Source organism: Pantoea sp. SOD02 (assembly GCF_024707505.1).
GTDB lineage: Bacteria > Pseudomonadota > Gammaproteobacteria > Enterobacterales > Enterobacteriaceae > Pantoea > Pantoea symbiotica.
The window spans coordinates 2,295,622-2,320,186 of record NZ_CP102604.1; the positions used below are offsets into that span (position 1 = coordinate 2,295,622).

24 protein-coding genes are annotated in these 24,565 nt (G+C 53.5%); 11 read left to right on the forward strand and 13 right to left on the reverse strand.

Translation table 11 applies throughout. From position 1 onward, the window contains the following. Positions 1-124: 124 nt before the first annotated feature. Positions 125-1,687, forward strand: coding sequence for an EAL domain-containing protein (locus NR302_RS10700; protein ID WP_154156365.1), 1,563 nt, complete (start codon positions 125-127; stop codon positions 1,685-1,687). Between the two features lie 48 nt (positions 1,688-1,735). On the opposite strand, the gene NR302_RS10705 is transcribed toward NR302_RS10700, so the two are convergent. Continuing rightward, positions 1,736-3,301, reverse strand: coding sequence for a TerC family protein (locus NR302_RS10705; RefSeq protein WP_258143428.1), 1,566 nt, complete (start codon positions 3,299-3,301; stop codon positions 1,736-1,738). Between the two features lie 511 nt (positions 3,302-3,812). Here NR302_RS10705 and manX point away from each other — a divergent pair. From manX to NR302_RS10725, 4 genes are all read left to right on the forward strand, one after another. After that, positions 3,813-4,784: a PTS mannose transporter subunit IIAB gene (manX, locus tag NR302_RS10710; RefSeq protein ID WP_008110409.1), complete on the forward strand. Its 972-nt coding sequence runs from the start codon at positions 3,813-3,815 to the stop codon at positions 4,782-4,784. 58 nt (positions 4,785-4,842) lie between these two features. Next, complete coding sequence (locus NR302_RS10715; protein ID WP_258143429.1) at positions 4,843-5,643, forward strand: PTS mannose/fructose/sorbose transporter subunit IIC; 801 nt, start codon at positions 4,843-4,845, stop codon at positions 5,641-5,643. A 14-nt stretch (positions 5,644-5,657) separates the two neighbouring features. After that, positions 5,658-6,503 (forward strand): PTS mannose transporter subunit IID, encoded by an 846-nt coding sequence (locus NR302_RS10720; protein WP_008110411.1) that lies wholly within the window; start codon positions 5,658-5,660, stop codon positions 6,501-6,503. A 92-nt stretch (positions 6,504-6,595) separates the two neighbouring features. After that, positions 6,596-7,054 (forward strand): DUF986 family protein, encoded by a 459-nt coding sequence (locus NR302_RS10725; RefSeq protein WP_061718723.1) that lies wholly within the window; start codon positions 6,596-6,598, stop codon positions 7,052-7,054. On the opposite strand, the gene rlmA is transcribed toward NR302_RS10725, so the two are convergent. The 4 genes from rlmA to NR302_RS10745 all read right to left on the reverse strand — a co-directional run bounded on the left by rlmA (position 7,051) and on the right by NR302_RS10745 (position 9,328). Then, the gene (gene rlmA, locus NR302_RS10730; RefSeq protein ID WP_258143430.1) at positions 7,051-7,857 is read right to left on the reverse strand and encodes a 23S rRNA (guanine(745)-N(1))-methyltransferase; all 807 of its coding nucleotides are present in this window, start codon (positions 7,855-7,857) and stop codon (positions 7,051-7,053) included. The two genes, NR302_RS10725 and rlmA, sit on opposite strands and share 4 nt — an antisense overlap. A gap of 141 nt (positions 7,858-7,998) precedes the next feature. Further along, complete coding sequence (gene cspE, locus NR302_RS10735) at positions 7,999-8,208, reverse strand: transcription antiterminator/RNA stability regulator CspE (RefSeq protein ID WP_008110414.1); 210 nt, start codon at positions 8,206-8,208, stop codon at positions 7,999-8,001. An 83-nt stretch (positions 8,209-8,291) separates the two neighbouring features. Continuing rightward, positions 8,292-8,366 (reverse strand): DUF2627 domain-containing protein, encoded by a 75-nt coding sequence (locus NR302_RS10740; protein WP_110866451.1) that lies wholly within the window; start codon positions 8,364-8,366, stop codon positions 8,292-8,294. Positions 8,367-9,052: 686 nt separating this feature from the next. After that, on the reverse strand, positions 9,053-9,328 hold the full coding sequence (locus NR302_RS10745) for a YebO family protein (protein WP_008110415.1): 276 nt from the start codon (positions 9,326-9,328) through the stop codon (positions 9,053-9,055). A gap of 215 nt (positions 9,329-9,543) precedes the next feature. Between NR302_RS10745 and NR302_RS10750 the strand changes: the two genes are divergently transcribed. Next, complete coding sequence (locus NR302_RS10750; RefSeq protein WP_008110416.1) at positions 9,544-9,780, forward strand: YobH family protein; 237 nt, start codon at positions 9,544-9,546, stop codon at positions 9,778-9,780. 36 nt (positions 9,781-9,816) lie between these two features. Here the strand turns inward: NR302_RS10750 and kdgR are convergent, their stop codons facing one another. After that, on the reverse strand, positions 9,817-10,608 hold the full coding sequence (gene kdgR / locus NR302_RS10755; RefSeq protein WP_176972779.1) for a DNA-binding transcriptional regulator KdgR: 792 nt from the start codon (positions 10,606-10,608) through the stop codon (positions 9,817-9,819). Between the two features lie 193 nt (positions 10,609-10,801). On the opposite strand from kdgR, the gene NR302_RS10760 reads away from it, so the two are divergent. Next, positions 10,802-12,184: an MFS transporter gene (locus tag NR302_RS10760; protein WP_258143431.1), complete on the forward strand. Its 1,383-nt coding sequence runs from the start codon at positions 10,802-10,804 to the stop codon at positions 12,182-12,184. Between the two features lie 51 nt (positions 12,185-12,235). Here the strand turns inward: NR302_RS10760 and htpX are convergent, their stop codons facing one another. From htpX to NR302_RS10780, 4 genes are all read right to left on the reverse strand, one after another. Next, positions 12,236-13,117 carry a protease HtpX gene (htpX, locus tag NR302_RS10765; protein ID WP_008110421.1) on the reverse strand — a complete coding sequence of 294 codons (882 nt, stop codon included), beginning with the start codon at positions 13,115-13,117 and terminating at the stop codon, positions 12,236-12,238. A gap of 220 nt (positions 13,118-13,337) precedes the next feature. Continuing rightward, on the reverse strand, positions 13,338-15,377 hold the full coding sequence (gene prc, locus NR302_RS10770; RefSeq protein ID WP_061718719.1) for a carboxy terminal-processing peptidase: 2,040 nt from the start codon (positions 15,375-15,377) through the stop codon (positions 13,338-13,340). 19 nt (positions 15,378-15,396) lie between these two features. Further along, entirely contained in the window at positions 15,397-16,077 is a 681-nt protein-coding gene (gene proQ, locus NR302_RS10775; protein ID WP_008110425.1) for an RNA chaperone ProQ, read from the reverse strand. A 96-nt stretch (positions 16,078-16,173) separates the two neighbouring features. Beyond that, positions 16,174-16,674: a GAF domain-containing protein gene (locus NR302_RS10780; protein ID WP_008110428.1), complete on the reverse strand. Its 501-nt coding sequence runs from the start codon at positions 16,672-16,674 to the stop codon at positions 16,174-16,176. Between the two features lie 217 nt (positions 16,675-16,891). On the opposite strand from NR302_RS10780, the gene yebS reads away from it, so the two are divergent. From yebS to rsmF, 3 genes are all read left to right on the forward strand, one after another. Then, positions 16,892-18,136 (forward strand): membrane integrity lipid transport subunit YebS, encoded by a 1,245-nt coding sequence (gene yebS / locus NR302_RS10785; RefSeq protein ID WP_008110430.1) that lies wholly within the window; start codon positions 16,892-16,894, stop codon positions 18,134-18,136. After that, the gene (locus NR302_RS10790) at positions 18,105-20,744 is read left to right on the forward strand and encodes a PqiB family protein (protein ID WP_258143432.1); all 2,640 of its coding nucleotides are present in this window, start codon (positions 18,105-18,107) and stop codon (positions 20,742-20,744) included. Before yebS ends, NR302_RS10790 begins: the two co-directional genes overlap by 32 nt. 72 nt (positions 20,745-20,816) lie before the next feature. Beyond that, positions 20,817-22,241, forward strand: a complete 1,425-nt coding sequence (gene rsmF, locus NR302_RS10795; RefSeq protein ID WP_258143433.1) for a 16S rRNA (cytosine(1407)-C(5))-methyltransferase RsmF — start codon at positions 20,817-20,819, stop codon at positions 22,239-22,241. A 3-nt stretch (positions 22,242-22,244) separates the two neighbouring features. Here the strand turns inward: rsmF and NR302_RS10800 are convergent, their stop codons facing one another. After that, positions 22,245-22,892, reverse strand: coding sequence for a metallophosphoesterase (locus NR302_RS10800; protein WP_258143434.1), 648 nt, complete (start codon positions 22,890-22,892; stop codon positions 22,245-22,247). A gap of 256 nt (positions 22,893-23,148) precedes the next feature. Between NR302_RS10800 and NR302_RS10805 the strand changes: the two genes are divergently transcribed. Continuing rightward, positions 23,149-23,880 carry a bifunctional 2-polyprenyl-6-hydroxyphenol methylase/3-demethylubiquinol 3-O-methyltransferase UbiG gene (locus tag NR302_RS10805; RefSeq protein ID WP_258143435.1) on the forward strand — a complete coding sequence of 244 codons (732 nt, stop codon included), beginning with the start codon at positions 23,149-23,151 and terminating at the stop codon, positions 23,878-23,880. Positions 23,881-23,958: 78 nt separating this feature from the next. On the opposite strand, the gene NR302_RS10810 is transcribed toward NR302_RS10805, so the two are convergent. Together NR302_RS10810 and NR302_RS10815 are read right to left on the reverse strand one after the other, a co-directional pair. After that, positions 23,959-24,126: a hypothetical protein gene (locus NR302_RS10810; RefSeq protein WP_258143436.1), complete on the reverse strand. Its 168-nt coding sequence runs from the start codon at positions 24,124-24,126 to the stop codon at positions 23,959-23,961. A gap of 117 nt (positions 24,127-24,243) precedes the next feature. Further along, on the reverse strand, positions 24,244-24,564 hold the full coding sequence (locus NR302_RS10815) for a hypothetical protein (RefSeq protein ID WP_258143437.1): 321 nt from the start codon (positions 24,562-24,564) through the stop codon (positions 24,244-24,246). Between the last annotated feature and the right edge of the window lies 1 nt (position 24,565).

Sequence of the window (24,565 nt, forward strand, 5' to 3'; positions counted from 1 at the left end):
CCTTTGTGGCCGCGCTTTTTTTGGTGCCTTTTTTTTTATTCAGCCGCGCTAAACCTGGCCGCCTCAATGCCGATAACCTACACGTTAATTTGGCTTCAATCTTTGTTTTGCAAGGTGGTTACTGATGCTCATTCCCCAGCAATTTGTGGGTCAATTTCGCCGTAAGCGACTGCTTATCGCGTTAGTGATCGCCTCGCTGGTTCTGGTCCTGACGCTGACTTTTCGCTATATCGAAGAGAAATCGCGCATTGAGCAGCAGTCGCTGAATTTCGCCACCCGCGCGATTGAACGCTTTGATCGTATGTTCTCGCCGCTGGATGTTTCCGCCAACAACACGCTCGGCCTGGTTGGCGTACCTTGCTCGCAGGTGCGTTATCCGCTGATTGAGAAAATTGCCGCGCTGCAAACCGTGCGCACAGTTTTGCTGGTGCAGGACGACACGCTCTACTGCTCAAGCATTTTCGGCCCGCAAAACCTCTCTTTCAGCCAAACCTATCCTGAATTAGCTATCAATAATCAGCGCATGATGTTAGCCACCGATAATGATCTGCTGAAAGGATCACCGGTGCTGCTGCTGTGGACGCCCAAATCGCTGGATAACCGCGAAGGTCTGCTGCAAGTCATTAATATTGAATTGATGACTAACTATCTGCTGGAACCGCAGTTGCCGTGGGTGGAGCGTGCGATCTTCAACGTCGGTGGTCAGAGCCTTGAATACGGTAATCCGCTGATTGAGCAAACCGAACCGTCTGAAGATGAAGTGGCTTACGATCAGGCGTCGCTGCGTTATCCGTTCAGCATCACCTTGTATGGCCCTTCTCCCGCCCGGCTGGCGCTCAACACGCTGCCTTCACAGCTGCCGCTGGCGCTAATGCTGAGCCTGCTGATGGGTTATATCGTCTGGCTGGCGACCGCTAACCGCATGAGCCTTAGCTGGCAGATAAGTTACGGCATCACCGCTAACGAATTTATGGTGTATTGCCAGCCGCTGATTAACGCCAAAAGCGGCGAGTGTGACGGCATGGAGCTGCTGCTGCGTTGGCATAACCAACGTCAGGGCTGGATTGCGCCGGACGTGTTTATTCCGCTGGCCGAGCGCCAGAACCTGATCGCGCCGTTAACCCGCTTCGTACTGGCGAAAGTGGTGGATGAGCTGCCCAACCTGCCGCAATGTCCGTCGTTCCATATTGCCATTAACGTTGCCGCCAGCCATTTCCGCGATCGCGCCATTGTGGAAGACCTGCAGAATATCTGGTGGCCCGCCAATCCGATTCCAAAACTGGTGGTCGAGCTGACGGAGCGTGATGCCTTGCCGATTATCGATCAATCGGTGGTGTCGCAGCTGCATGAGATTGGTGTACGTCTGGCAATTGATGATTTCGGTACCGGCCACAGTTCGCTGGCTTACCTGAAAGACCTCAAACCGGACGTGCTTAAAATCGACAAGATTTTCACTGCCGCGATTGGCACTGACGCCATTAACGCAACCGTCACCGATATGGTGATTTCGCTGGCGCAGCGTCTGAATATTTCGCTGGTGGCGGAAGGTGTGGAAACCGCCGAACAGGCGCATTATCTGCGTGAGCGCGGCGTCGACCATCTGCAAGGCTATTTCTACGCGCGTCCCATGCCGATTGAAGATTTCCCGCAGTGGCTGGAGCAGCATCAGGCGCAGTTAAGCGCATAAAAAAACGGCCACTTATGTGGCCGTTTTTATTCGCATCAATCAGATTACTTACTCGACGTGTTCTTCATGATCGAAAGGCTTATCTTTGGTCACGCGCACCAGGTCAATACGGTAATCGGTCGCCTCAATCACCTGGAAGTGCAGCGGCGGTAAATCAATCACTTCGCCCGGCAGCGGCAACTGGCCTTTCTGCGCAATCAACAAACCAGCTAACGAGGCGTGATCTTCATCAGCCTTCACTAACTCGTGATGATCCAGAAGCTGTTGCAGCGAGTGCAGATCGGTACCGCCCTTCACTAACCACCCGTCGCCATCGGCAATGATATCTGGCGTTTCATCTTCATCCGGGAACTCACCGGCAATCGCTTCTAAAACATCCAGCGGCGTGATCAGGCCCTGTACCACACCAAATTCGTTGGTAACAATTACGAAGCTACCTTTGGCACGACGCAACACGCCCAGCAGATTGATTGGGTCCAGCGTTTCCGGTACCACAATCGCCGGGGTATTAGCGGCAAAGGTTGCCACATCCATACCGTGTTCCAGCGCCACCAGCAGCTCTTTGGCACGTACCACGCCGATGATTTCATCCAGCTCACCGCGACACACCGGAAACAAGCTGTGTGGCGTGTCCAGCAGCTGAATACGGATTTCATCCAGCGGGCGCGAAACATCCACCCACGAAATGTTACCGCGCGGCGTCATGATGCTGCGGATTGAGCGCTGCGATAACGTCAGTACGCCGTTAATCATGTAGCGCTCTTCGTCTTTAAACGCTTCCTGCGGCATCGCTTCGGTCAACGAGGTTTCTTCGGTGGTCGTCGCTTGCTTACGCTGGCGTCCGCCCATCAGACGGAGAATCGCTTCGGCGGTGCGTTCACGCATCGGCCGATGTTCCTGATGCTTAATAAAGTTACGGCGCGCAATCTGGTTGAACAGCTCGATGATGATCGAGAAGCCAATCGCCGCGTACAGGTAACCTTTAGGAATGTGGAAACCAAAGCCCTCGGCCACCAGCGACAGACCAATCATCAGCAGGAAGCTCAGACACAGCACCACCACCGTTGGATGTGCGTTAACAAAATTCGTCAGCGGTTTCGAGGCCAGCAGCATCACGCCCATGGCGATTACCACCGCAGTCATCATCACCGGCAGATGGTTCACCATACCGACCGCAGTAATTACCGCATCAAGTGAGAACACCGCATCCAGCACTACAATCTGAATCACCACCGCCCAGAAACTGGCGTAGCTCTTATTGCCCTGATGTTCGAGTCCGCGGTTCTCGAGTCGCTCATGCAGTTCCATGGTTCCCTTGAATAACAGGAACAAACCACCGAACAACAGAATTAAATCTCGTCCGGAAAAGCTGAAATCGCCTACGCTGAATAGGGGTCGCGTCAGCGTCACGATCCAGGAGATCAGTGACAGCAAGCCAAGACGCATAATCAAGGCGAGCGACAAACCAATCAGTCGGGCTTTATCGCGCTGCTTCGGCGGCAATTTATCCGCGAGGATGGCGATAAACACCAGGTTATCAATACCGAGAACGATTTCCAGCACGATCAGCGTAAGCAAACCCGCCCAGATTGAGGGGTCGAAGAGAAATTCCATCAATGACTCCTTACCGAACGTGAAGGCGCACGAAATTGCATCTGCACCAGAGGGCGAGACGAGAGATCGTTACAGGTGGTGATAACGCTGAAGAGCGTGGAAGCAGGCGCGGAAAAGCGCTGAGAACATGTTGAGCGACGTCGGTGACGGTCCATAAAGGTGAGCTGAAGCCCGGTACTCCTGAATAAAAAACAGAACGCTAATGTATCAGTTACATCAACGACGTCAAAAAAATTTATTACATTTACAAATATCTACGTGAACGCATGAATAACGAACAAAAGTGCACATTAGCGCCGTTACGCTCGAAATAGCTGACAAACATCACATAATTTATTTTTTCGATCACTAAAATAAATCGCGACCTTATCGCTGTGCAGCGGATTGTTTCGTTTTATTTATTGATGCTCTTTCTCTATCACATCACTAACGATCCACCTGAAACACTAACGGTAATTTTCAATGATTCCCGGCAATGCCAGAGAATCTCTCACGCGAACGGAGGTAGCAAGTGACCATTGCTATTGTAATTGGTACACATGGCTGGGCGGCAGAACAGTTGCTTAAAACAGCAGAAATGCTGTTGGGTGAGCAGGAAAATGTCGGATGGATTGATTTCGTTCCCGGCGAAAATGCAGAAACGCTAATCGAAAAGTATCAGGCACGGCTGGCAGATCTCGACACGTCAAAGGGCGTGTTGTTCCTGGTCGATACCTGGGGTGGCAGTCCATTTAATGCGGCCAGCCGCATTGTGGTAGATAAGGATGGCTATGATGTCATCGCCGGCGTCAACATTCCGATGCTAGTCGAAACCCTGATGGGACGTGATGACAACCCATCGCTGGAAGAACTGATTCACATCGCGGTAGAAGCCGGTCGTGAAGGCGTTAAAGCCCTCAAGACTGAAACGCCTGCGCAAGCCGCAGCTGCACCGGCTCCGGTTGCAGCGAAAGCGCCTGCTCAGCCGCAGAAACCGATGGCACCGGGCGATCACATGAAAATCGGCCTGGCGCGTATTGATGACCGCTTGATTCACGGGCAAGTGGCCACGCGCTGGACCAAAGAGACCAACGTTAGTCGCATCATCGTAGTGTCTGATGAAGTGGCCAACGATCATGTGCGCAAAACCCTGCTGACACAGGTTGCTCCGCCGGGCGTCACCGCGCATGTGGTGGATGTCGACAAGATGGTTCGCGTGTGGAACAACCCGAAATATGGCCAGGATAAAGTGATGCTGCTGTTCACCAATCCCACGGATGTAGTGAGGATTGTTGAGCAAGGCGTGGACATTAAGTCGGTCAATATTGGTGGCATGGCGTTCCGTCAGGGCAAAACGCAGGTGAACAACGCGGTATCGGTGGATGAAAAAGATATCACGGCGTTCCGCAAACTTAATGAACGCGGTATCGAACTGGAAGTACGTAAAGTGTCCAGCGATCAGCGACTGAAAATGATGGACCTGATCGCCAAGGTCAATCCGTAGTTCGCCCTTTGCCTGCATATGTGGGCGAATTTTAGAGACCTTGCAGAGGAGAAATGCAATGGAGATAACCACGCTACAAATCATTTTGATATTTATTGTGGCCTGTATTGCCGGGATGGGATCGATTCTTGATGAGTTCCAGTTCCACCGTCCGCTGGTGGCTTGTACCTTAATTGGTGCGGTCCTCGGTGATATGAAAACCGGTATCATCATCGGCGGTACGCTGGAGATGATTGCACTGGGCTGGATGAACATCGGTGCGGCCGTTGCACCGGATGCGGCGCTGGCTTCTATTATCTCAACCATTTTGGTTATCGCCGGTGGCCAAAGCGTCGGTGCCGGTATCGCGCTGGCGATTCCACTGGCAGCAGCCGGTCAGGTTCTGACCATCATCGTGCGTACCATTACTGTCGCCTTCCAGCACGCCGCCGATAAGGCAGCCGAGAAAGGTAATCTTAATGCAATCAGCTGGATCCACGTGTCCGCGCTGGTATTGCAGGCGATGCGAATCGCGATTCCAGCCCTGATCGTGGCAATTTCCGTCGGTACCAGCGTGGTTCAGGAACTGCTAGGTTCCATCCCGGAAGTGGTCACCAACGGCCTGAACATCGCCGGCGGCATGATCGTAGTAGTCGGTTACGCGATGGTCATCAACATGATGCGTGCGGGCTACCTGATGCCGTTCTTCTACCTTGGCTTCGTTACTGCAGCCTTCACCAACTTCAACCTGGTTGCGCTTGGCGTGATTGGCGTGGTGATGGCGGTGCTGTATATCCAGCTGGCACCGAAATATAACCGCGTTGCAGGTGCTGCAAATGCCGGTCCTGCAAACAATGACCTCGATAACGAACTCGACTAGGAACAGGTGAAATCATGGTTGATACAACTAACACTCCAAAGAAACTCACCCCCGGCGATGTCCGTGGTGTGTTCCTGCGCTCTAACCTGTTTCAGGGTTCGTGGAACTTTGAACGTATGCAGGCGCTGGGTTTTTGCTACTCAATGGTGCCGGTGATTCGTCGCCTCTATCCAGAAAACAACGACGAACGTAAACAGGCGATTAAACGCCACCTTGAGTTCTTCAACACCCATCCTTACGTAGCGGCGCCGGTACTTGGCGTTACCATGGCGATGGAAGAGCAGCGCGCCAACGGTGCGCCAATTGATGATGCGGCGATTAACGGTATCAAAGTGGGTCTGATGGGGCCGCTGGCAGGCGTCGGTGACCCGATTTTCTGGGGTACCGTGCGTCCGGTGTTTGCTGCGCTGGGTGCCGGTATCGCCATGAGCGGCAGCTTGCTGGGTCCGTTACTGTTCTTCATCCTGTTTAATGCGGTTCGTCTACTGACGCGTTACTACGGTGTGGCGTACGGCTACCGTAAAGGTGTGGATATCGTCAGTGATATGGGCGGCGGTTTCCTGCAGAAACTGACGGAGGGCGCGTCGATTCTCGGCCTCTTTGTCATGGGCGCCTTGGTTAACAAGTGGACGCATGTAAATGTGCCGCTGGTGGTGTCGCGCATCACTGACCAGACCGGTAAAACCACGGTTACCACGGTGCAGTCGATCCTCGATCAGCTCATGCCTGGCCTGATCCCGCTACTGCTGACCTTTGGCTGTATGTGGCTGCTGCGTCGTAAGGTGAATGCGTTGTGGATTATCGTCGGCTTCTTCGCCCTCGGTATCTTTGGTTACTGGATCGGCCTGCTCGGTCTGTAATCAGCCAGCCGGGGGCCCTGCTCCCGGCTATTTTTGAGCGGCATTACCTGAGCGCCCACGTTGAGGTAATTTCGATTGAGGAAGAGTATTTTATGTCACTGACTGACGCGCTGATCGCCCTGCTGATTGCAGGCTTCATTCTGTTCGCCATCTATGATGAAGCGATCCTGCCGCGCCGCAACGGCCCGACCAAACTGCGCGTTGCTCTGCGCCGTCGCCACAAGATTGATAGCGCCATTTTCGTGGTGCTGCTGCTGATTCTGCTGTGGAACAACATTGATAAACATGGCACGCAACTCACCACTAATTTGCTGATGGTGCTGTGCTTTATGGCAATTTGGTTGTTCTGGGTGCGTAGCCCGAAGCTGCTAATGAAGGAGAATGGACTGTTTTTTGGCAGCGTGTGGATCGATTACGCTCGCATTCAGAGTATGAACCTGTCGGAAGACGGCATTCTGGTGATGCAACTGGAGCAGCGTCGCCTGCTGATTGCCGTCAAACAGCTTGATGATCTGGAACGCATCTACAATACGCTGGTGGAGGCGCGTTAATCGCGCTGCCACAACGTCAGCATGAAGTCGGCATCACAGGTAAACTCGCTGGATGCCGCAAGCTTCTGCCACACCTCTTCGCGCGCACGCCAGGCAAATGGCGTCATCTGTAATAAGCTCACCGCCTCACTTCCGCTCAACGTCATGCTGTAATACAGGTTTTGCTGATCGATCTGCTTAAAACCGGCATACATCTTCTCTTCCGGCGCATGCAGCTGCACTTCGCGATAAATCAGCGCCTTGAATTGCTGCAAATGATGCGGCCCCGGCGTCACCGTTAGCAGGTAGCCACCCGCTTTAATCACGCGGCTGAGCTCCTCTTCATTACAGGGCGCATAAATGCGCACCACGCCATCCAGAGAAGCATCGGCAAAAGGCAAACGCTGGCTGGAGGCCACACAGAATCTCACCGTGCGATAGCGTTTAGCGGCCATGCGAATCGCTGCTTTTGCGACATCCAGACCAAAGAGTTGCGCCTGCGGTATCGCGTCGGCCATCGCTGCAGTGTAATAGCCTTCTCCGCATCCGATATCTAACAGCTGCGAATTTTGCTCACTCAGGTGCTGCGCGAGGATTTCGGCAACACCCGCGCGCAACGGCTGATAATGTCCAGCATCGAGGAAGGCGCGCCGTGCCTGCAGCATCTCGGCGCTATCGCCCGGTTCGCGTGAACCTTTGTGCTGCACCGGCAGCAAATTGACGTACCCTTCTTTGGCCTGATCAAATTGATGCCCAGCATCACAGCGGAAGCTATTCGCCTGCTGCAATAAAGGCTGATGACAAAGTGGGCAAATCAAAGACATAGATAACTCCGGGTTAGCAATTCGCGGCGCAGTTTACCCTGATCATCTGGCTACAGAAAGGATAAAAGAAAAAGCCCCGTTCAGTGAACGGGGCTTTAAGATTCGTTTCAGTGGTGCATGGCACCGAGCCTGAGGGCGAAATCAGATTGGGGTAACGTTGACCGCAGCAGGACCTTTCTGGCCGTCCTGGATTTCGAACTCAACGCTTTGGCCTTCGGCCAGAGTTTTAAAACCATTGCCCTGGATTGCAGAGAAGTGTACGAACACATCTTTGCTACCATCAGCAGGAGTAATAAAACCAAAACCTTTAGACTCGTTGAACCACTTAACCTGACCTTTAATCTTTGCCATTTCGCAAATTTCCTTTCAATGATTATATTGCCCGCAGGCAGACTTACAGATAAACCAGAGACATTACTGAATGAGGCACTAATTTAAGGTTCGGCAAGGAAGCGGTATTCAACGTCAACGTCTTTACTCGTAACTTCTTTACTGAAGATGCCATACATAAACAGAACTGTACCTCGTTTGACCCACGATTTGTTATCACATATCCGTAAATTAATGGCAAGCCATTTTTAAACGGTGATCGACGTGACGCACATAATTAGTTAATTGGCGCTGCACTTCATCAATCAACATATTGACACCCAACCCGTAAGATGCGCAAAAAAGGGTTATCTGTCAGTATAGTTAGCGCTTAATCCTCACTTAGTCAAGCGCAGCGGTAATGTCTAAACAGGTACATTTTAAAAGGGTTAACAGTACGACAAAAATATTGCACTAATATGGCATCAATAAAATATTCCACTAAAAAGTTCGCCAGCCACACAACAACTGCGCGCCGTTCAAATCTTGTACAAATAGTTTTCTCAGGTATAAGTTATTAATTGCTTTGCACCAAAATCAGGAGAAACCAATAATATGCGCCCCATATAAACGCATTAACATTAGGTGGCATTTATCTCAATTTTAACTATCTACCCAACAATTAAATGTTAAAAAAAACATTGATGAGCTTGATTTAACAAAAACTCCTTAGGATTAATCTTAGTTGATATTCTTTCTCGCAGAGATCATCGCTATTCATACTTGATTTAGGAAGCGAATTCGCTAAAAGGCATTATCCCGCCACGCACCATTTCAGTGCGCAGCCGGTTGCCCAATCGGCGATTATTTGCCCCCTTCCAACGGCTTAGCGTTCCGGGATCATCCGAATAAAATCGCGTTTTTCATCCGCGTCTTCATCCGCTGGTGGTTTTGCTGTGGATGGCTGTGCGTCAACCAGACGACGCAGTAGCGCATTCTGTTTCTTTTGCTCTTCGATAACGGCTTCCAGCAAACGGATCTGTTCACTGGCGCGCACGCTAGCCCGGTTAACAAAGAACCAGACAATAAAGGCCACAAGAATGATGATGGCCAGAACGCCGTAGTTAAACAGCGGGCTGGTGTTTGCGGCTAATTCGTTCATAACTGCCTCTGTAGTCAAAAATCAAACATCTATTCCGCCGCTGATTCTACTCGTTGCCGGGGCAAAAGATAATGGGTAGCGACGGAAAGCAGATTATCCCGTAAGACCCTCTTTCAGTTATCTCTGATCGATTCGATGGCGAAAGCGAGGCATGCTGCTACAGTAGATTCGCAGCCATGTTGGACGCGCTGCGTTGTGTATCACAAGGAGAAAAGATGAAACTACTTATTCGGACGATTATGCTGGTGGCATTAATTTGGTTGGCGATGCTGCTAACCGGCTATGGCGTACTCACCGGCAGCAATAAGAATGCGGCGGGATTGGGACTGCAATGCAGCTATCTGACCGCACGCGGCATGATTACAGCACAGTATCTGCACACAGACAGCGGTATCGTCGGCGTAACCGATTGTCCACTGCTGAAGAAAAGTGGCGAAGTGGTCGACAATTAAACGTTGAAACGGGCTGGCAACAGCCCGTTTTTCATTTCAGAACGGATAGTCGTGGTAGCCCATTTGTTCAGACAGATTGCGCGCCGCACGGTGCAGCATCGCCACATACTCATTTTTGGCTTCTTCTGAAAAACGAATGGTGGGGAACGAAATGCTCAATCCCGCAATCACCACGCCAAAGCGGTCAAACACCGGCACCGCGATACAGCGTAAGCCCTCTTCCTGCTCTTCATTATCTTCGCCAAATCCCTGCACTTTCACCTGATCCAGCACCGCCAGCAGCGCTTCTGCAGTAACAATGGTTTTGGCGGTACTGCGGCGGAATTCCACTTCGCTGAGGATCTCCTGCACTTCAGCGCGATCGCGCCATGCCAGCAGCACTTTACCAATCGCGGTGGTGTGCAGTGGATTGCGGCGGCCGATGCGCGAATACATACGCAGGTTATACAGTGAATCGATTTTATGGATATAGACGATGCTGTCTTCTTCCAGCGCACCGAGGTGAATGGTTTCTTTAGTCAGACGCGACAGCTCACGCATCTCAATATCGGCGCTACGAATCAGATCAACGTTTTGCAACGCTTTGGCACCGAGTTCAAACAGCTTGAGCGTCAGCGAGTACTTCTCACTTTCCCCTTCCTGCGCCACATAACCAAGCGATTTCATGGTCTGGAGAAAGCGATAGACGGTGCTTTTCGACATCATCACGCGTTGGGACAATTCGGTGATACCGTGATCGCGCTCTTCGCCCAGCGCCTGCAGAATGCCAAACACTTTCATCACCGATGAAACCGAGTCCGGCTGTTTATCGTTATCGCTGCTCGCCATGGCGCGTATCCTTTTTTGACAGTGTTTCAAAAAAAACGGAACAGAAGCGCCAGTATATGCGTTTCAACCTGATGGCGGCAACGACTGACGCTAAGTGACACATCCACACGTAATTTTATATCAATGAATGCGGTGCTTTTCGGCAGTGAATTGATTAGCATGATGATATTCACTTCCTTTACTTACCTAACTTATGTCCTCTACTGTTGCTCAGGATGGATTGCCCGTTCCACAGCGCTATGGCGCTATCATCACCATTGCACTCGGTATCATGATGGCGGTGCTGGATGGGGCTATCGCCAACGTGGCTTTGCCGACCATTGCGCGTGAATTGAATGCCAGTCCAGCCGAATCGATCTGGATTGTTAACGCCTATCAAATCGCTATCGTTATCTCGCTGCTATCGCTGTCGTTTCTTGGCGATATGCTTGGTTACCGCCGCGTCTATCAAGTTGGACTTGCGCTGTTTATCGCCACCTCGCTGTTTTGCGCCCTCTCCTCATCGCTGAATACGCTGACAGTGGCGCGCGTGCTGCAGGGTTTTGGTGGGGCAGCTCTGATGAGCGTCAACACTGCGCTGATCCGCATCATCTATCCGCAGCGCTTTCTCGGGCGCGGTATGGCGATTAACTCGCTGATTGTCGCGGTGTCGAGTGCAGCCGGGCCAACCGTGGCGGCAGCGATTCTTTCGGTCGCCAGCTGGAAATGGCTGTTCCTGATCAACATTCCACTCGGTATTGTTGCGCTCTGGCTGGCGTTGCGTTTCCTGCCAGATAACCCACAGAAAGCCAAACAACAGAAATTCGACGTACCCAGCGCCATAATGAATGCGTTGTTCTTTGGGCTGCTGATTACAGCACTGAGCGGTTTCTCACAAGGGCAAAACGGCTGGCTGATTGTGGCCGAGTTGGTGGCATTGGTGTTGGTAGGCATAGTGTTTGTCCGTCGTCAGTTGGCAATGCCGGTGCCATTGTTGCCGGTGGATTTGCTGCGTATTCCGATCTTCTCGCTGTCGATTGGCACTTCAATTTGCTCGTTCTGCGCGCAGATGCTGGCGATGGTGGCACTGCCGTTTTTCCTGCAAAACGTGCTCGGTCGTGATGAAGTAGCAACCGGTTTGCTGCTCACGCCGTGGCCGCTGGCAACTATGGTGATGGCACCCATTGCGGGTCGATTGATCGAGAAGTTCCATGCCGGATTATTGGGCGGATTGGGATTAGCGATGTTCGCTGCCGGTCTGTTCCTACTGGCACTGTTGCCGACTCAGCCAACTGATGTGGATATCATCTGGCGCATGATGCTATGCGGTGCCGGTTTCGGTCTGTTCCAGTCACCCAACAATCACACCATCATCACCGCAGCACCGCGTAATCGCAGCGGTGGTGCCAGCGGAATGCTCGGCACTGCGCGTCTGGTGGGACAAAGCAGCGGCGCGGCGCTGGTAGCTCTGATGTTTAATCTGTTCAGTGACCACGGTACACACGCCTCACTGCTGCTGGCAGGTGGCTTTGCCAGCGTTGCCGCCGTGGTGAGCCTCGCGCGTATGACGCAGACACGGCAGACTGCCGAATCCTGAAAACAGCAAGGGCGCCATCTGGCGCCCTTGTTTTTGGTATGCAAACACTGGCTACTTCAGGTATTCACCGCTGCGCAACGCTTCGATACGTTTATCGAGCGGCGGATGCGACATGAACAGCTCACTAAACGATTTGCTTTTACCGTTGATACAGAACGCCATCATGCTGCCTGGCTCCTGCGGCTCGTAGCTGGTTTTCAAACGTTGCAGTGCGGCAATCATCTTCTCGCGACCCACCAGTTTGGCGGAACCCGCATCGGCATGGAATTCACGGTGACGTGAGAACCACATAGTGATGATGCTGGCAAGGAAACCGAACAGCAGTTCCAACACCATGGAGACCGCGAAATAAACCATCGGATTACCGTTACTGCTCTCTTCACCGTCGCGGTTGCCCGACAGGAAGCCAGCAGCTATCTGCGCCAGAATACGCGAGATGAAGATAACAAAGGTGTTCACCACACCCTGAATCAGCGTCATGGTGATCATGTCGCCGTTAGCGATGTGGGCGATTTCGTGTGCCAGCACCGCTTCCGCTTCATCGCGGCTCATGTTTTGCAACAAGCCGGTGGAAACAGCGACCAGCGACGCGTCACGGCGCGCACCTGTCGCAAAGGCGTTAATGTCGGGCGCGTGATAAATCGCCACCTGCGGCATCGCAATGCCAGCCTGTTGTGCCTGGCGGCCGACGGTTTCCATCAGCCAGCGTTCCGTCTCATTACGCGGTTGTTCAATAACCTCACCGCCAACGGATCGTAACGCCATCCATTTGGACATCAGCAGTGAAACAAACGCACCGCCAAAGCCAAACAGACCTGCCATAATCATCAGACCCTGAACACTGCTTGACTGGATTCCTGTCAGACTCAAAATCAGTCCGAATACCAACATCACCGCCAGGTTGGTGAGCAGGAAAAGAGCAATACGCATCATAAACGTTAATCTTCCTCAGTTGTGCACGCGCATATGCGCGGATATCTATCCTATGGTCATCGCCGCGCATTTCAAGCAACCTTAATCTTTAAGTGCCTAAAAAGACATAACTTTACATTAGGCACTGAAGTGCGCAATTCAGTATATCAGCATCGCTTAATAACGATTTTAGCCTAAAAAAAAGCACCGCCGAAGCGGTGCTGTTTCACAGGCCAAACGGTTATTTCGCGCTTTCGGCTGCAGGCTGAGATTTCTCCAGCTGCGCCATGTCGTTAGCGATTTTCACCGTTTCATCCAGATACGGATCCGGCTCTTTATAGTCCTTCGGCAGATCTTCGATGCTCTTCAGCGGCGCTTTGCCTTCCGCCTGATAGCGTGCGTTGATACGCTCCAGACGCAGTGCATCATCTTCGCGGTTCTCTTTCTCACGCTGAGCAAGATTGAGCGACACGATATTACGCTTGTCTTTCATCGCATCGAAACGCGCAATATCTTTCATGATGTACTGGAACTCGCGATCTTTAGCGATGCGATCGGCGTGCTCTTTGGTCAGCTGCGGTACCAGCGGCGCGATATCGCCGGTTTTGGTGTAGCTTGCCGCATTCACGCTGTCCCAAGGCAACGCGTTGTCCTCGAACTTCTCACCAGTTTCTGCCGCTTCGACACCGGTTGGCATCAGCAGATCCGGCGTTACGCCTTTACGCTGAGTACTGCCACCGTTGATACGGTAGAACTTCTGAATGGTGTACTGTACGGAACCCAACGCTGGCCATTCAGGACGCAGCATCTGATCGTAGATGCGGTTCAGCGAACGATACTGCTGCACGGTGCCTTTACCGAAGGTCGGTTCACCGACAATCAGCGCACGACCGTAATCCTGCATCGCCGCAGCGAAGATTTCTGACGCTGAAGCACTGAAGCGATCGACCAGCACCACCAGCGGACCTTTGTAATAGACAATGCCGTCGTTATCGCTGTCTTCGCGCACGCGGCCATTGTTATCACGCACCTGCACCACCGGACCGCTTGGAATAAACAGGCCAGAGAGTGAAACGGCTTCAGTCAAGGCGCCACCGCCGTTGGTACGCAGGTCGATCACCACGCTGTCGACGTTCTGCTTCTGCAGTTTCTGCAGCTGCACCTTCACATCGTCAGTCAGGCCAACGTAGAAGCCGGGAATGTCGAGCACGCCGACTTTCTCTTTGCCAACGTTATGCACGGTGCCTTTCACGGCGCGATCTTCCAGACGGATTTTTTCACGCGTCAGCGTGACGGTGCGGGTTTTCGTGCCCTTACCGGCTGGCAGGATTTCCAGGCGTACTTTGCTGCCTTTCGGTCCTTTGATTTTTGAAACCACATCATCCAGACGCCAGCCAATCACATCTTCCATTGGCTTGCCCGGCTGAGCAACACCGACAATGCGGTCGCCGACGCTGATCGCTTTACTCTTCGCCGCCGGACCACCCGCGACCATCGAGTTAATCACCGTGTAATCGTCATCCATCTGCAGCACTGCGCCGATACCTTCCAGCGACAGGCTCATTTCGGTGTTGAACTGCTCGGTGTTGCGCGGTGAAAGATAGTTAGTGTGCGGATCGATTTCATGCGCGAACGCGGTCATCGCCAGCTGGAACACATCTTCACTGTTGCTTTGCGCCAGACGACGGATGGCAAAGTTGTAACGCTTGGTCAGCGTTTCGCGGATCTCTTTCTCATCTTTACCGGCCAGTTTCAGGCTCAGTTCGTCATATTTAACTTTGGCATCCCACAGCGCGTTGAGCTCATCAACGCTCTTCGGCCATGGCGATTTTGCCCGGTCAATGTCAATGGTGTCATTGCCGGTGAAATTCATTGGGCGGTTCAGCACGCTCAGCGCATATTGATAGCGCTCAAAGCGGCGTTTCTGCGCCAGATTGTAGAGATCGTAAAACACATCCAGCTTACCGCTGCGGAACTCATCACCGACGGTGGTTTTCTTGTCGGCGAATTGCGCGACATCCGATGCCAGCAGCACGTTGTGGCTGTAGTCGAGCAAATTCAGGTAGCGATCAAAAATTTTCGCAGAAAAGTCCTGATTCAAATCGAACTGGCGATAGTGAGAGCGGGTAAAACGCGAGGTAACGCGTTCGCTGACGGTGGGATGCTGTGGATCTTCGTGTAGCTGGGGAATCTGGTCGGCGCGGGTAATATTATCTGCACCAAAGGTGGGGCCTGCTAAAAGCAGGCCCGCGATCATACCGATCTTTAAAATATTGTTCATGCCAGGGTCAGCCTCCGTTTCAGAACTGCAAATGTTCTGCGCGCACAATCATAGCCATGCCGGAAGCGAGCTGAACCCGAACGCCATCTTTGGTAATTTCCAGAATGGTAGCGTCCATTGCACCTTTGCCTGCGGTCACTTTGATGTTCTGGCCGGGCTGCAACGTTGAGGTATCAGTGACAGGTTTAGCACGCGGTGGCTGCGGCGCTGCGGCACGTTCAGTAGCGGCCGCACGCGGCGCCTGAGGACGTGGCTTACGCGGTGCATCACCTTCGGCAGCTTTACGCGGAGCAGGCTTGCGCGGACGACGTTCAGCGGTCTCTTCACCGGCTTCACGCTTCTTCGCTTTCTGCTGATCGCGCTGCGCCTGAACGCGGGCTTTAGCTTCTTCCAGTTGTTTGCGCGCATGTTCTACGTGTTGCTCATCCAGCACGCCACAGGCGTTGCCATCGAGATCGACACGGATGGCACCTGCTTTGATGCCATAAAGATAACGCCAGCTAGAGGTATAAAGACGTAAGGCAGAACGCAGTTGCGTCTTGCTCAGGCTCAGTTCGCCTTGAACACGCTCGACCAGATCTTGAAAAATGCCGATTTTGAGCGGACGCGCCTCGCCTTCGGCGCTAAAGCATTGCGGAAAACGTTCCGCCAAAAAGGCGATGACTTCTTTACTGCTATTCAACTTAGGTTGATTTTCCATGAAATTTCCTGATTACAACGGATTTGCCGACCAGAGCAGGCATGAACAGGCGACATTATAATGACAACATCGCCAAATGCTATGTGATCCAGTCGATTAGCTGTGCGTCAGCTGAATAAATTTTACGATGTCGCTGCCCGCCAGCACTTCACAAAGCCCGTCGGTAAGGGCCACCAGCCCCGCTTCATCCTCGCTATCGAAGCGAGAATAAACCGTACTATCAATGTCTAAAACACCCACGAGGGTGCCATTTACTTTCAGAGGAATCACGATTTCGGCGTTGCTGGCCGCGTCACAGGCGATGTGACCTGGGAACGCGTGCACGTCTTCCACCAGCTGCACTTTGTCCTCGGCTACCGCTGTACCACACACGCCTTTGCCAACCGGAATACGTACGCAAGCGATTTTGCCCTGGAACGGGCCCAGCACCAGCGTGTTCGGTTCCGTCAGTAAATAGAATCCAGCCCAGTTCACGCCTTCCAGACGTTCAAAAAGCAGCGCGCTGCAATTACCGAGCGCGGCCAGGAACGAGGTTTCGCCCGCCAACAGAGCGCGGATATCGCGATTCAAATCCTCGTAAAAAGCTTTTTTGTTCATTGTTCAACCATAACTCGTCACTGTGGTGACCTTGTTGTCACTCAGTTGTTAAAATAAGCACTAATAATCCAGGCGCATAAGGTGAATCATTCTGTTAGTTACTATACCCTTAGCAGTCGGTGGATAAGAGTATTCTGGTACCACCGAATATTGCAGGCAAATTTGCGCTACTCAGCATGCCGGTAAACGTAACGAACGATGGGCACTTGCGTCACCTATGAAAATTCACGCTATCAGCCAGACGTTGCCCCACGCACGTTATCAGCGTTGTCCGCAATGCGATACCCTTTTTTCCTTACCGGATGTGAAATCGCATCAGACAGCCTATTGCCCTCGCTGCCATGCACAAATTCAGAGCGGCCGTGACTGGTCGATGACGCGACTCACCGCCATGGCGGTGGTGATGATCGTGCTGATGCCGTTCGCCTTTAGCTTGCCGCTGGTCGATATTCGCCTGCTTGGCATGCGCATTAACGCCAGCCTGGTGGAGGGCGTGATTCAGATGGCGCAGCAGGGCGACACGTTAACCGCGTCGATGGTGGCGTTTTGCACCATTGGCGCGCCGGTCACGCTGGTCGTCGGCATCCTCTATCTTTGGCTGGGCAACGCGCTGGGTATGAACCTGCGCCCTGTCCTGCTGATGATGGATAAGCTCAAAGAGTGGGTGATGCTGGATATCTATCTGGTCGGCGTGGCGGTGGCCTCAATCAAGGTGCAAGATTACGCCTCGCTGGAGGTGGGCTACGGTTTAGTGGCTTATATCGCGTTGACGGTGCTCAGCTTGCTGACGCTGATTCATCTAAACGTTGAGCAACTGTGGGAACAGTACTATCCGCAAGCGATGCCCACTTCCCCGCCCGAAGAGTGGCAAGTGTGCCTTAACTGCCATCAAACCGGTGTAGCCGATGAGCGTGGGCGCTGCACACGTTGCCACACGCCGCTCGACTATCGCCGCCGCCACAGTTTGCAGAAATCCTGGTCAGCGCTCATCGCCTCAATTGTGCTGCTGATCCCCGCCAATTTGCTGCCGATTTCGGTGGTGTACGTGAATGGCGCACGCCGTGAAGACACCATATTCTCCGGCATTCTGGGATTGGCATCGGGCAATATACCGGTCGCCGCCGTGGTGTTTATCGCCAGTATTCTGGTGCCCTTTACCAAAGTGTTAGTGATGCTGACCTTGCTGATCAGCATTCATTTCAAATGCGAACAAGGTTTAAAAACCCGCATTCGCCTGCTGCGCGCCGTCACATGGGTGGGCCGCTGGTCGATGCTGGATCTGTTCGTGATTGCTGTAACCATGTCGCTGGTCAATCGTGACCAGCTTCTGGCTTTTACCATGGGACCGGCCGCCTTCTATTTTGGTGCCGCCGTTGTTCTGACCATTATGGCTGTAGAGTGGCTTGATAGCCGCCTGATCTGGGATGCACATGCAACAGGAAACGCCGACTACACCGACTAGCGCCAATCTACGCAACAAGCGCAAGATTTCGCCGTTCTGGTTATTGCCCATCATCGCCCTGCTGATTGCTGGCTGGCTGTTGTGGACCAATTATCAGGAGCGCGGTACGACGATCACCATTAACTTCCAGACCGCCGACGGGATTGTGCCAGGCCGCACACCCATTCGCTATCAGGGCGTTGAAGTGGGCACGGTGCAAGGCATTGTGCTGAGTGATGACTATCGCAGCATCCAGATTAAGGCCAGCATCAAAAGCGACATGCGCGATGCACTGCGTGAAGACACCCAATTCTGGCTGGTGACGCCGAAAGCGTCGCTGGCGGGCGTCTCCGGGCTTGATGCGCTGGTCGGCGGTAACTACATCGGCATGATGCCGGGCAAAGGTAAAGAGAGCGATCACTTCACCGCGCTCGATACCCAACCGAAATATCGCGTCAATACCGGTGAGCTATTGATCCACCTGCGTGCGCCGGATCTCGGCTCGCTTAACACCGGTTCGCTGGTCTACTACCGCAAAATTCCGGTGGGTCGCGTCTATGACTACAGCCTGAACAACAGCACCGATGGCGTCACCATTGATGTGCTGATTGAGCGCCGCTTTATCAATCTGGTGAAAAAGCAGAGCCGCTTCTGGAATGTCTCCGGCGTCGATGCGGATGTCAGCCTGAGCGGTGCCAAAGTGAAGCTGGAAAGCCTGGCCGCGTTGGTGAACGGTGCGATTGCCTTCGATTCGCCCAATGACGGTGAGCAAGCTCAGGTAGATGCCAATTACCAGCTCTATCCGGATTTGGCGCGCAGTCAGCGCGGCGTGCAAGTGAAACTGGATTTGCCGAGCGGCGATAATCTGAAAGCCGATAGCACGCCGCTGATGTATCAGGGACTTGAAGTCGGTACCTTAACCAAACTCAACCTGCTGGATGGCGGCAAAGTCACCGGCGAGTTAACGGTCGATCCTTCAGTAACCGGTTTGATGCGCAGCGGAACGCGCATTGAGATGCGCACGCCGAAGATCAGCCTGACCGATACCAATCTTAGCAGCCTGTTAACCGGCAATACCTTCGAACTGGTGCCAGGCGAAGGCGAACCGCAGGATCACTTCACTGTGTTACCGTCCAGCGAAACCTTGCTGCAAAAACCTGACGTGCTGACGGTAAAACTCAGCGCGCCGGAAACCTACGGCATCGATGCCGGCCAGCCGGTGATGCTGTATGGCATGAAAATCGGCCAGGTGATTTCACGCACGCTGGATGAGAATGGCATCAGCTTTGTCGCAGCTATCAACCCGGAACACCGTAATCTGGTGCACGCCGATAGCAAATTTGTGGTGAATAGCCGCCTCGATGTGAAGTTTGGCCTCGACGGTATGCAGGTGCTGGGCGCCAGCGCGCGCGAATGGGTCGATGGCGGCATTCGTCTGATTCCAGGCGCGAAAGGTAATCCATCCAGTCGTTATCCTTTATATGCCGATGCGGAGCGGGCCCAGGAAGGCATCGTGGGCGAACAGCCGCCGACCACGCTGAAACTTACCGCCAACAGCTTGCCAGATGTGCAGGCCGGTTCGGTGCTGCTGTACCGCAAATTCCAGGTCGGTGAAGTGGTGGATGTGGTGCCGCGCGCGGATGCGTTTGAAATCTCGATTCACATCCAGCCGCAGTATCGCAAGCTGCTCACTAGCGAAAGTGTGTTCTGGGCCGAAGGCGGCGCCAAAGTGCAGCTCAACGGCAGCGGCTTGACGGTACAAGCATCTCCGCTCAACCGTGCGCTGAAAGGTGCTATCAGCTTCGATAATCTGACCGGCGCGCAGGCCGCGAAAGGCGTTAAGCGCGTGCTGTACGCCTCAGAAACTGCCGCGCGTGCAGTTGGCAGCCAGATTACCTTGCACACCTTTGATGCCAGCAAACTGGCGGCGGGCATGCCGATTCGCTATCTCGGCATCAACATTGGCCAGGTTGAATCACTGGCGTTGAGTTCGGATAACAATCAGGTTGTCGCCAAAGCGGTGCTTTATCCGGAATACGTGCAGGACTTCGCACGCATCGGCAGCCGCTTCTCGGTGGTATCACCGGAGATTTCTGCGGCGGGCGTGAATCATATCGAAACGCTGTTGCAGCCTTATCTCAACGTCGATCCGGGCAAAGGTGCTCCGGCGCGCACTTTTGAACTGCAGGAAAGCACCATCACCGATTCACGCTACCTGAACGGCTTGACGATTTATGTCGATGCCGCTGACTCCGGATCGCTGTCGGTGGGCACGCCAGTACTGTTCCGAGGCGTTGAAGTGGGCACCGTCACCGGAACGTCGCTGGGCAATATGGCGGATCGCGTGCAGATTGCGCTGCGTATCAGTAAGAAGTATCAACATCTGGTGCGCAACAACTCGGTGTTCTGGCTGGCTTCCGGCTATAACTTCGATTTCGGTCTGATTGGCGGCGTGTTGAAAACCGGCACCTTCCAGCAGTTCATTCGCGGCGGCGTACAATTTGCCACACCGCCGACGGTGCCATTAGCACCGCAGGCCGGCGCCAACAAACACTTCCTGCTACAGGATGAAGCGCCGAAAGCGTGGCGCGACTGGGGCACCGCGATTCCGGACCCTAATCAACCTTAAGCAAATCGGGCAGCCTGGCTGCCCGATTCTTTTTCGCGTGTTACACTTCGCGCTCATTTCGTTTCCCGGTAGATGCCCGTGTCCGATCGCTTTCCCGAAGATTTCCTCGCGCTGATGCGCGCCAGCCTTGCTGACGACGCCGAACTGCAACGCTTTCTCGCCATTAGCCAGCAACCGTTGCGTCGCAGCTTACGCGTCAACACCTTAAAAATTAGCGTGGAAGATTTCCTCGCCCGCACCGCCGACTATGGCTGGCGCTTATCGCCCATTCCGTGGTGTGCCGAAGGATTCTGGATTGAGCGTGATGACGAATCGCTGCCGCTTGGTAGCGTGGCGGAGCACCTGAGCGGGCTGTTCTACATCCAGGAAGCCAGCTCGATGCTGCCGGTCACCGCGCTGTTTGATGCCGCACCTGATGCGCGTCAGGTGATGGATGTAGCTGCTGCACCGGGCTCCAAAACCACGCAGATGGCCGCGCTGATGCGCAATGAAGGCGCTATTCTGGCGAACGAATACTCGGCCAGCCGCGTTAAAGTGCTGCACGCTAATATCAGCCGCTGCGGTGTCAGCAATGTGGCGCTGACTCATTTTGATGGTCGCGTGTTTGGTGCCGCGCTGCCGGAGCGTTTCGATGCCATTCTGCTTGATGCACCCTGCTCTGGCGAAGGCGTAGTGCGTAAAGATGCCGACGCGCTGCGTAACTGGACGCTGGCCAGCACCGAAGCGATTGCGGAAACCCAACGCGATTTGCTCGACAGCGCTTTCCATGCCTTGCAGCCCGGCGGCACGCTGATTTACTCCACCTGCACACTGAATCAGATCGAGAATCAGCAGGTGATTCAATGGTTGCAACAGCGTTATCCCGATGCGGTTGAAATCGTACCGCTGAACGGCCTGTTCGCCGGAGCCGATCAGGCGTTAACCGCCGAAGGTTACCTGCACGTGTTCCCGCAGATTTTCGATAGTGAAGGTTTCTTCGTCGCGCGTCTGCGTAAAACAGCCAGCATTCCCGCGTTGCCCACGCCAACCTATAAAGTTGGCAAACTGCCCTTCTCTCCGGCCAGCCGCAAGCTGAGCGCCGAAGTGCAGCAGGCGGCGGCAAAAGTCGGCTTGCAGTGGGATGAGAACCACACGCTGTGGCAGCGCGATAAGGAGCTGTGGCTGTTCCCGGCGGCGCTGGAGAGTTGGCTGGGCAAAGTGCGTTTCTCGCGCATCGGCCTTAAGCTGGCAGAAACCTTCCCGAAAGGCTATCGCTGGCAACATGAAGCTGTGGTGGCGCTGTCGCAGCCAGGCAGCGCGCTGGATTTCGAACTCACCGATGCAGAAGCGGAAACCTGGTATCGCGGTCAGGATATTCATCCGGAAAGCTTGCCCAATCGGGATGAAGTGATCGTCACCTATCAGCAGCAGCCGCTGGGATTGGCAAAGAAAGTGGGTAATCGCATTAAAAACAGTTATCCGCGTGAACTGGTGCGCGACGGGCGTCTGTTCCGTTAAACGTTACTGCAATTGCACCAGAGTAAGATGATTGCCGAATACCGCGCCAGTATCGATGTAATGCTGATTCGCCACATTGAGCGGTTGTTCTAACGGCGTGTGGCCGAAGTAGAAATCACTGGCGCCATCGATGTGGGCTGAACTGCCGCGTTGATGGCGTCCCAGCCGATCGCGACTCCACACCACTTGTTGCCAGTCAACATCCTGCCCCAACGCATAATGGCTGGCTGGATAATCGGCGTGGGCAATGACCACCACGCGATCGCCGAAATCCAGATGCAGGATCAACGGTAACTCAGCGCAGCGTTTCAACGCATGGCGCGCAGCAATTAATTTTGCGCCCTTCAACTGCCAAAACCACTCGCCGCCGTTCATCATCCATAAGGTTTGATCTCGCCCATCCAGCGCAGCGAGCGCCATCTGCTCATGATTGCCGCGCACGCAGCGAAACCAGGGTTCCTGCATCAGCGCTAAACAGCCAGGACTGTCCGGCCCGCGATCGATTAAATCGCCCACCGACAGCAATAAATCCTGCTGCTTATCGAAATCCCGCTTCTGCAGTTGCGCATCGAGTTGGGCGCGGCAACCGTGCAGATCGCCCACCACCCAAATCTTTCGCCACATTTGCGTGTTTACCTTTTGGTAAAGCATGTAATCTTCCCCGGTTGACTGGAAGTTTAGTGAGCCCGGCATAAAGTATAGTCCGGTCAGGTTTAGCCAGCGGAGGGAACAGCATGAGCGGACGGAAGCAATTCATTGGTGTGTTAATCGTTATTTTCATTGGTAGCTTGCTGCTACTGGAATCACTCGCTCGTCTGGTACATCTGTTATTTGTGGGATAATTACGCGACTTTACATTCCGCGCTAAACGCCTAAACTCCTGTGCGCATCATATAAAGGAGCCTGTATGAGTCAGAATATTTACGACAATCCTACCTTTTTTGCCGGTTACGCCACCTTGCCACGTTCCGTTAAGGGATTAGACGGCGCGCCAGAATGGCCCGCACTGCGTGCATTACTGCCTGACCTGCAGGATAAACGTGTTCTCGATTTAGGCTGCGGCTACGGCTGGTTTTGCCGATACGCGCAGCAGCAAGGCGCGCGCGACGTGCTGGGACTCGACGTTTCCGAGAAGATGCTGGCGCAGGCCGCAACCATGACGCAGGGAACGGAGATTCGCTACCAGCGCGCCGATTTAGAAACGCTGCATCTGAGTGAATCTTATGATCTCGCCTACAGCTCACTGGCGCTGCACTACCTCACCAATATTGACGCGCTCTTCGCAACCCTGTTTGAGGCAATCACGCCGGGTGGCGCGCTGGTGTTTTCCTGTGAACATCCTATTTACACCGCGCCTGCACAACAGCAATGGATTGTAGATGAGCACCAGCAGCGCAATTGGCCGGTAAATCATTATCAGCAGGAAGGCGAGCGCATCAGCAACTGGTTTGCCGATGGCGTGAAGAAGCAGCATCGCAAGCTGTCAACCTGGATCAATGCAGTGATCGGCGCAGGATTTGAGATCGTGCATCTCGATGAATGGGGACCGAGCGAAGAGATGGTTGCGCTGAATCCCGCCCTGGCGGAAGAACGCGATCGTCCGATGATGTTTTTGCTGGCGGCGCGTAAACCGTTGTGACGTTGTCTTGAGGCTGCACACTGCAGCCTTTTACATATCCCTGCGACGCTATTTGTGACATTCAGGGGGCATTGCGTACTAGCGCGTGATTAAAAAGATCGCTAGCAAGAAGAAGGCTATTAAACCGGCAAATGTCAGCGTCCCAATACGCGGCGTTTTGGCGCGGCCAACTACTACACCAATAAAGATACAAAGCAGCGTTAGGGTGCCAATCATTACCCAGAGAAGATATTGTGTATTTGCCATGAAGGATCCTTATCCGGCCATTAATCAGATGCGCCAACGTTATACCATTTTTCGCACAGACTGACTGCAGCTATATGACCGCACCTTTTCTGCTGATTATTTCCCGTCCAGTCATCATCAAGTCGCGTTATGCTCGCAACGCACAGCCTTGAGATTTTCCAACTGCTGTAAACGCGCTGCAGCCTTATTGTTCGCACTGGCTTTCGCAATGCCGTTACCGATACCAAAATCCCCAACGAAGCCGAGGACTGTCAGCGCATCAAACTCGCCAGTTTTATCGATCTGCTGCTTAACACTTTGACTTTTAGCAATCTCCAGATTTAGTGCTGCACAGTCGTAGGTTTGTGCTTCGGCATCGCTCACATTGGCAGACTGCGGATATTGTTTCAGCGCGCAGCCACTCAGCAGCATGGCGATCAGAATAACAGGCTTGTACATC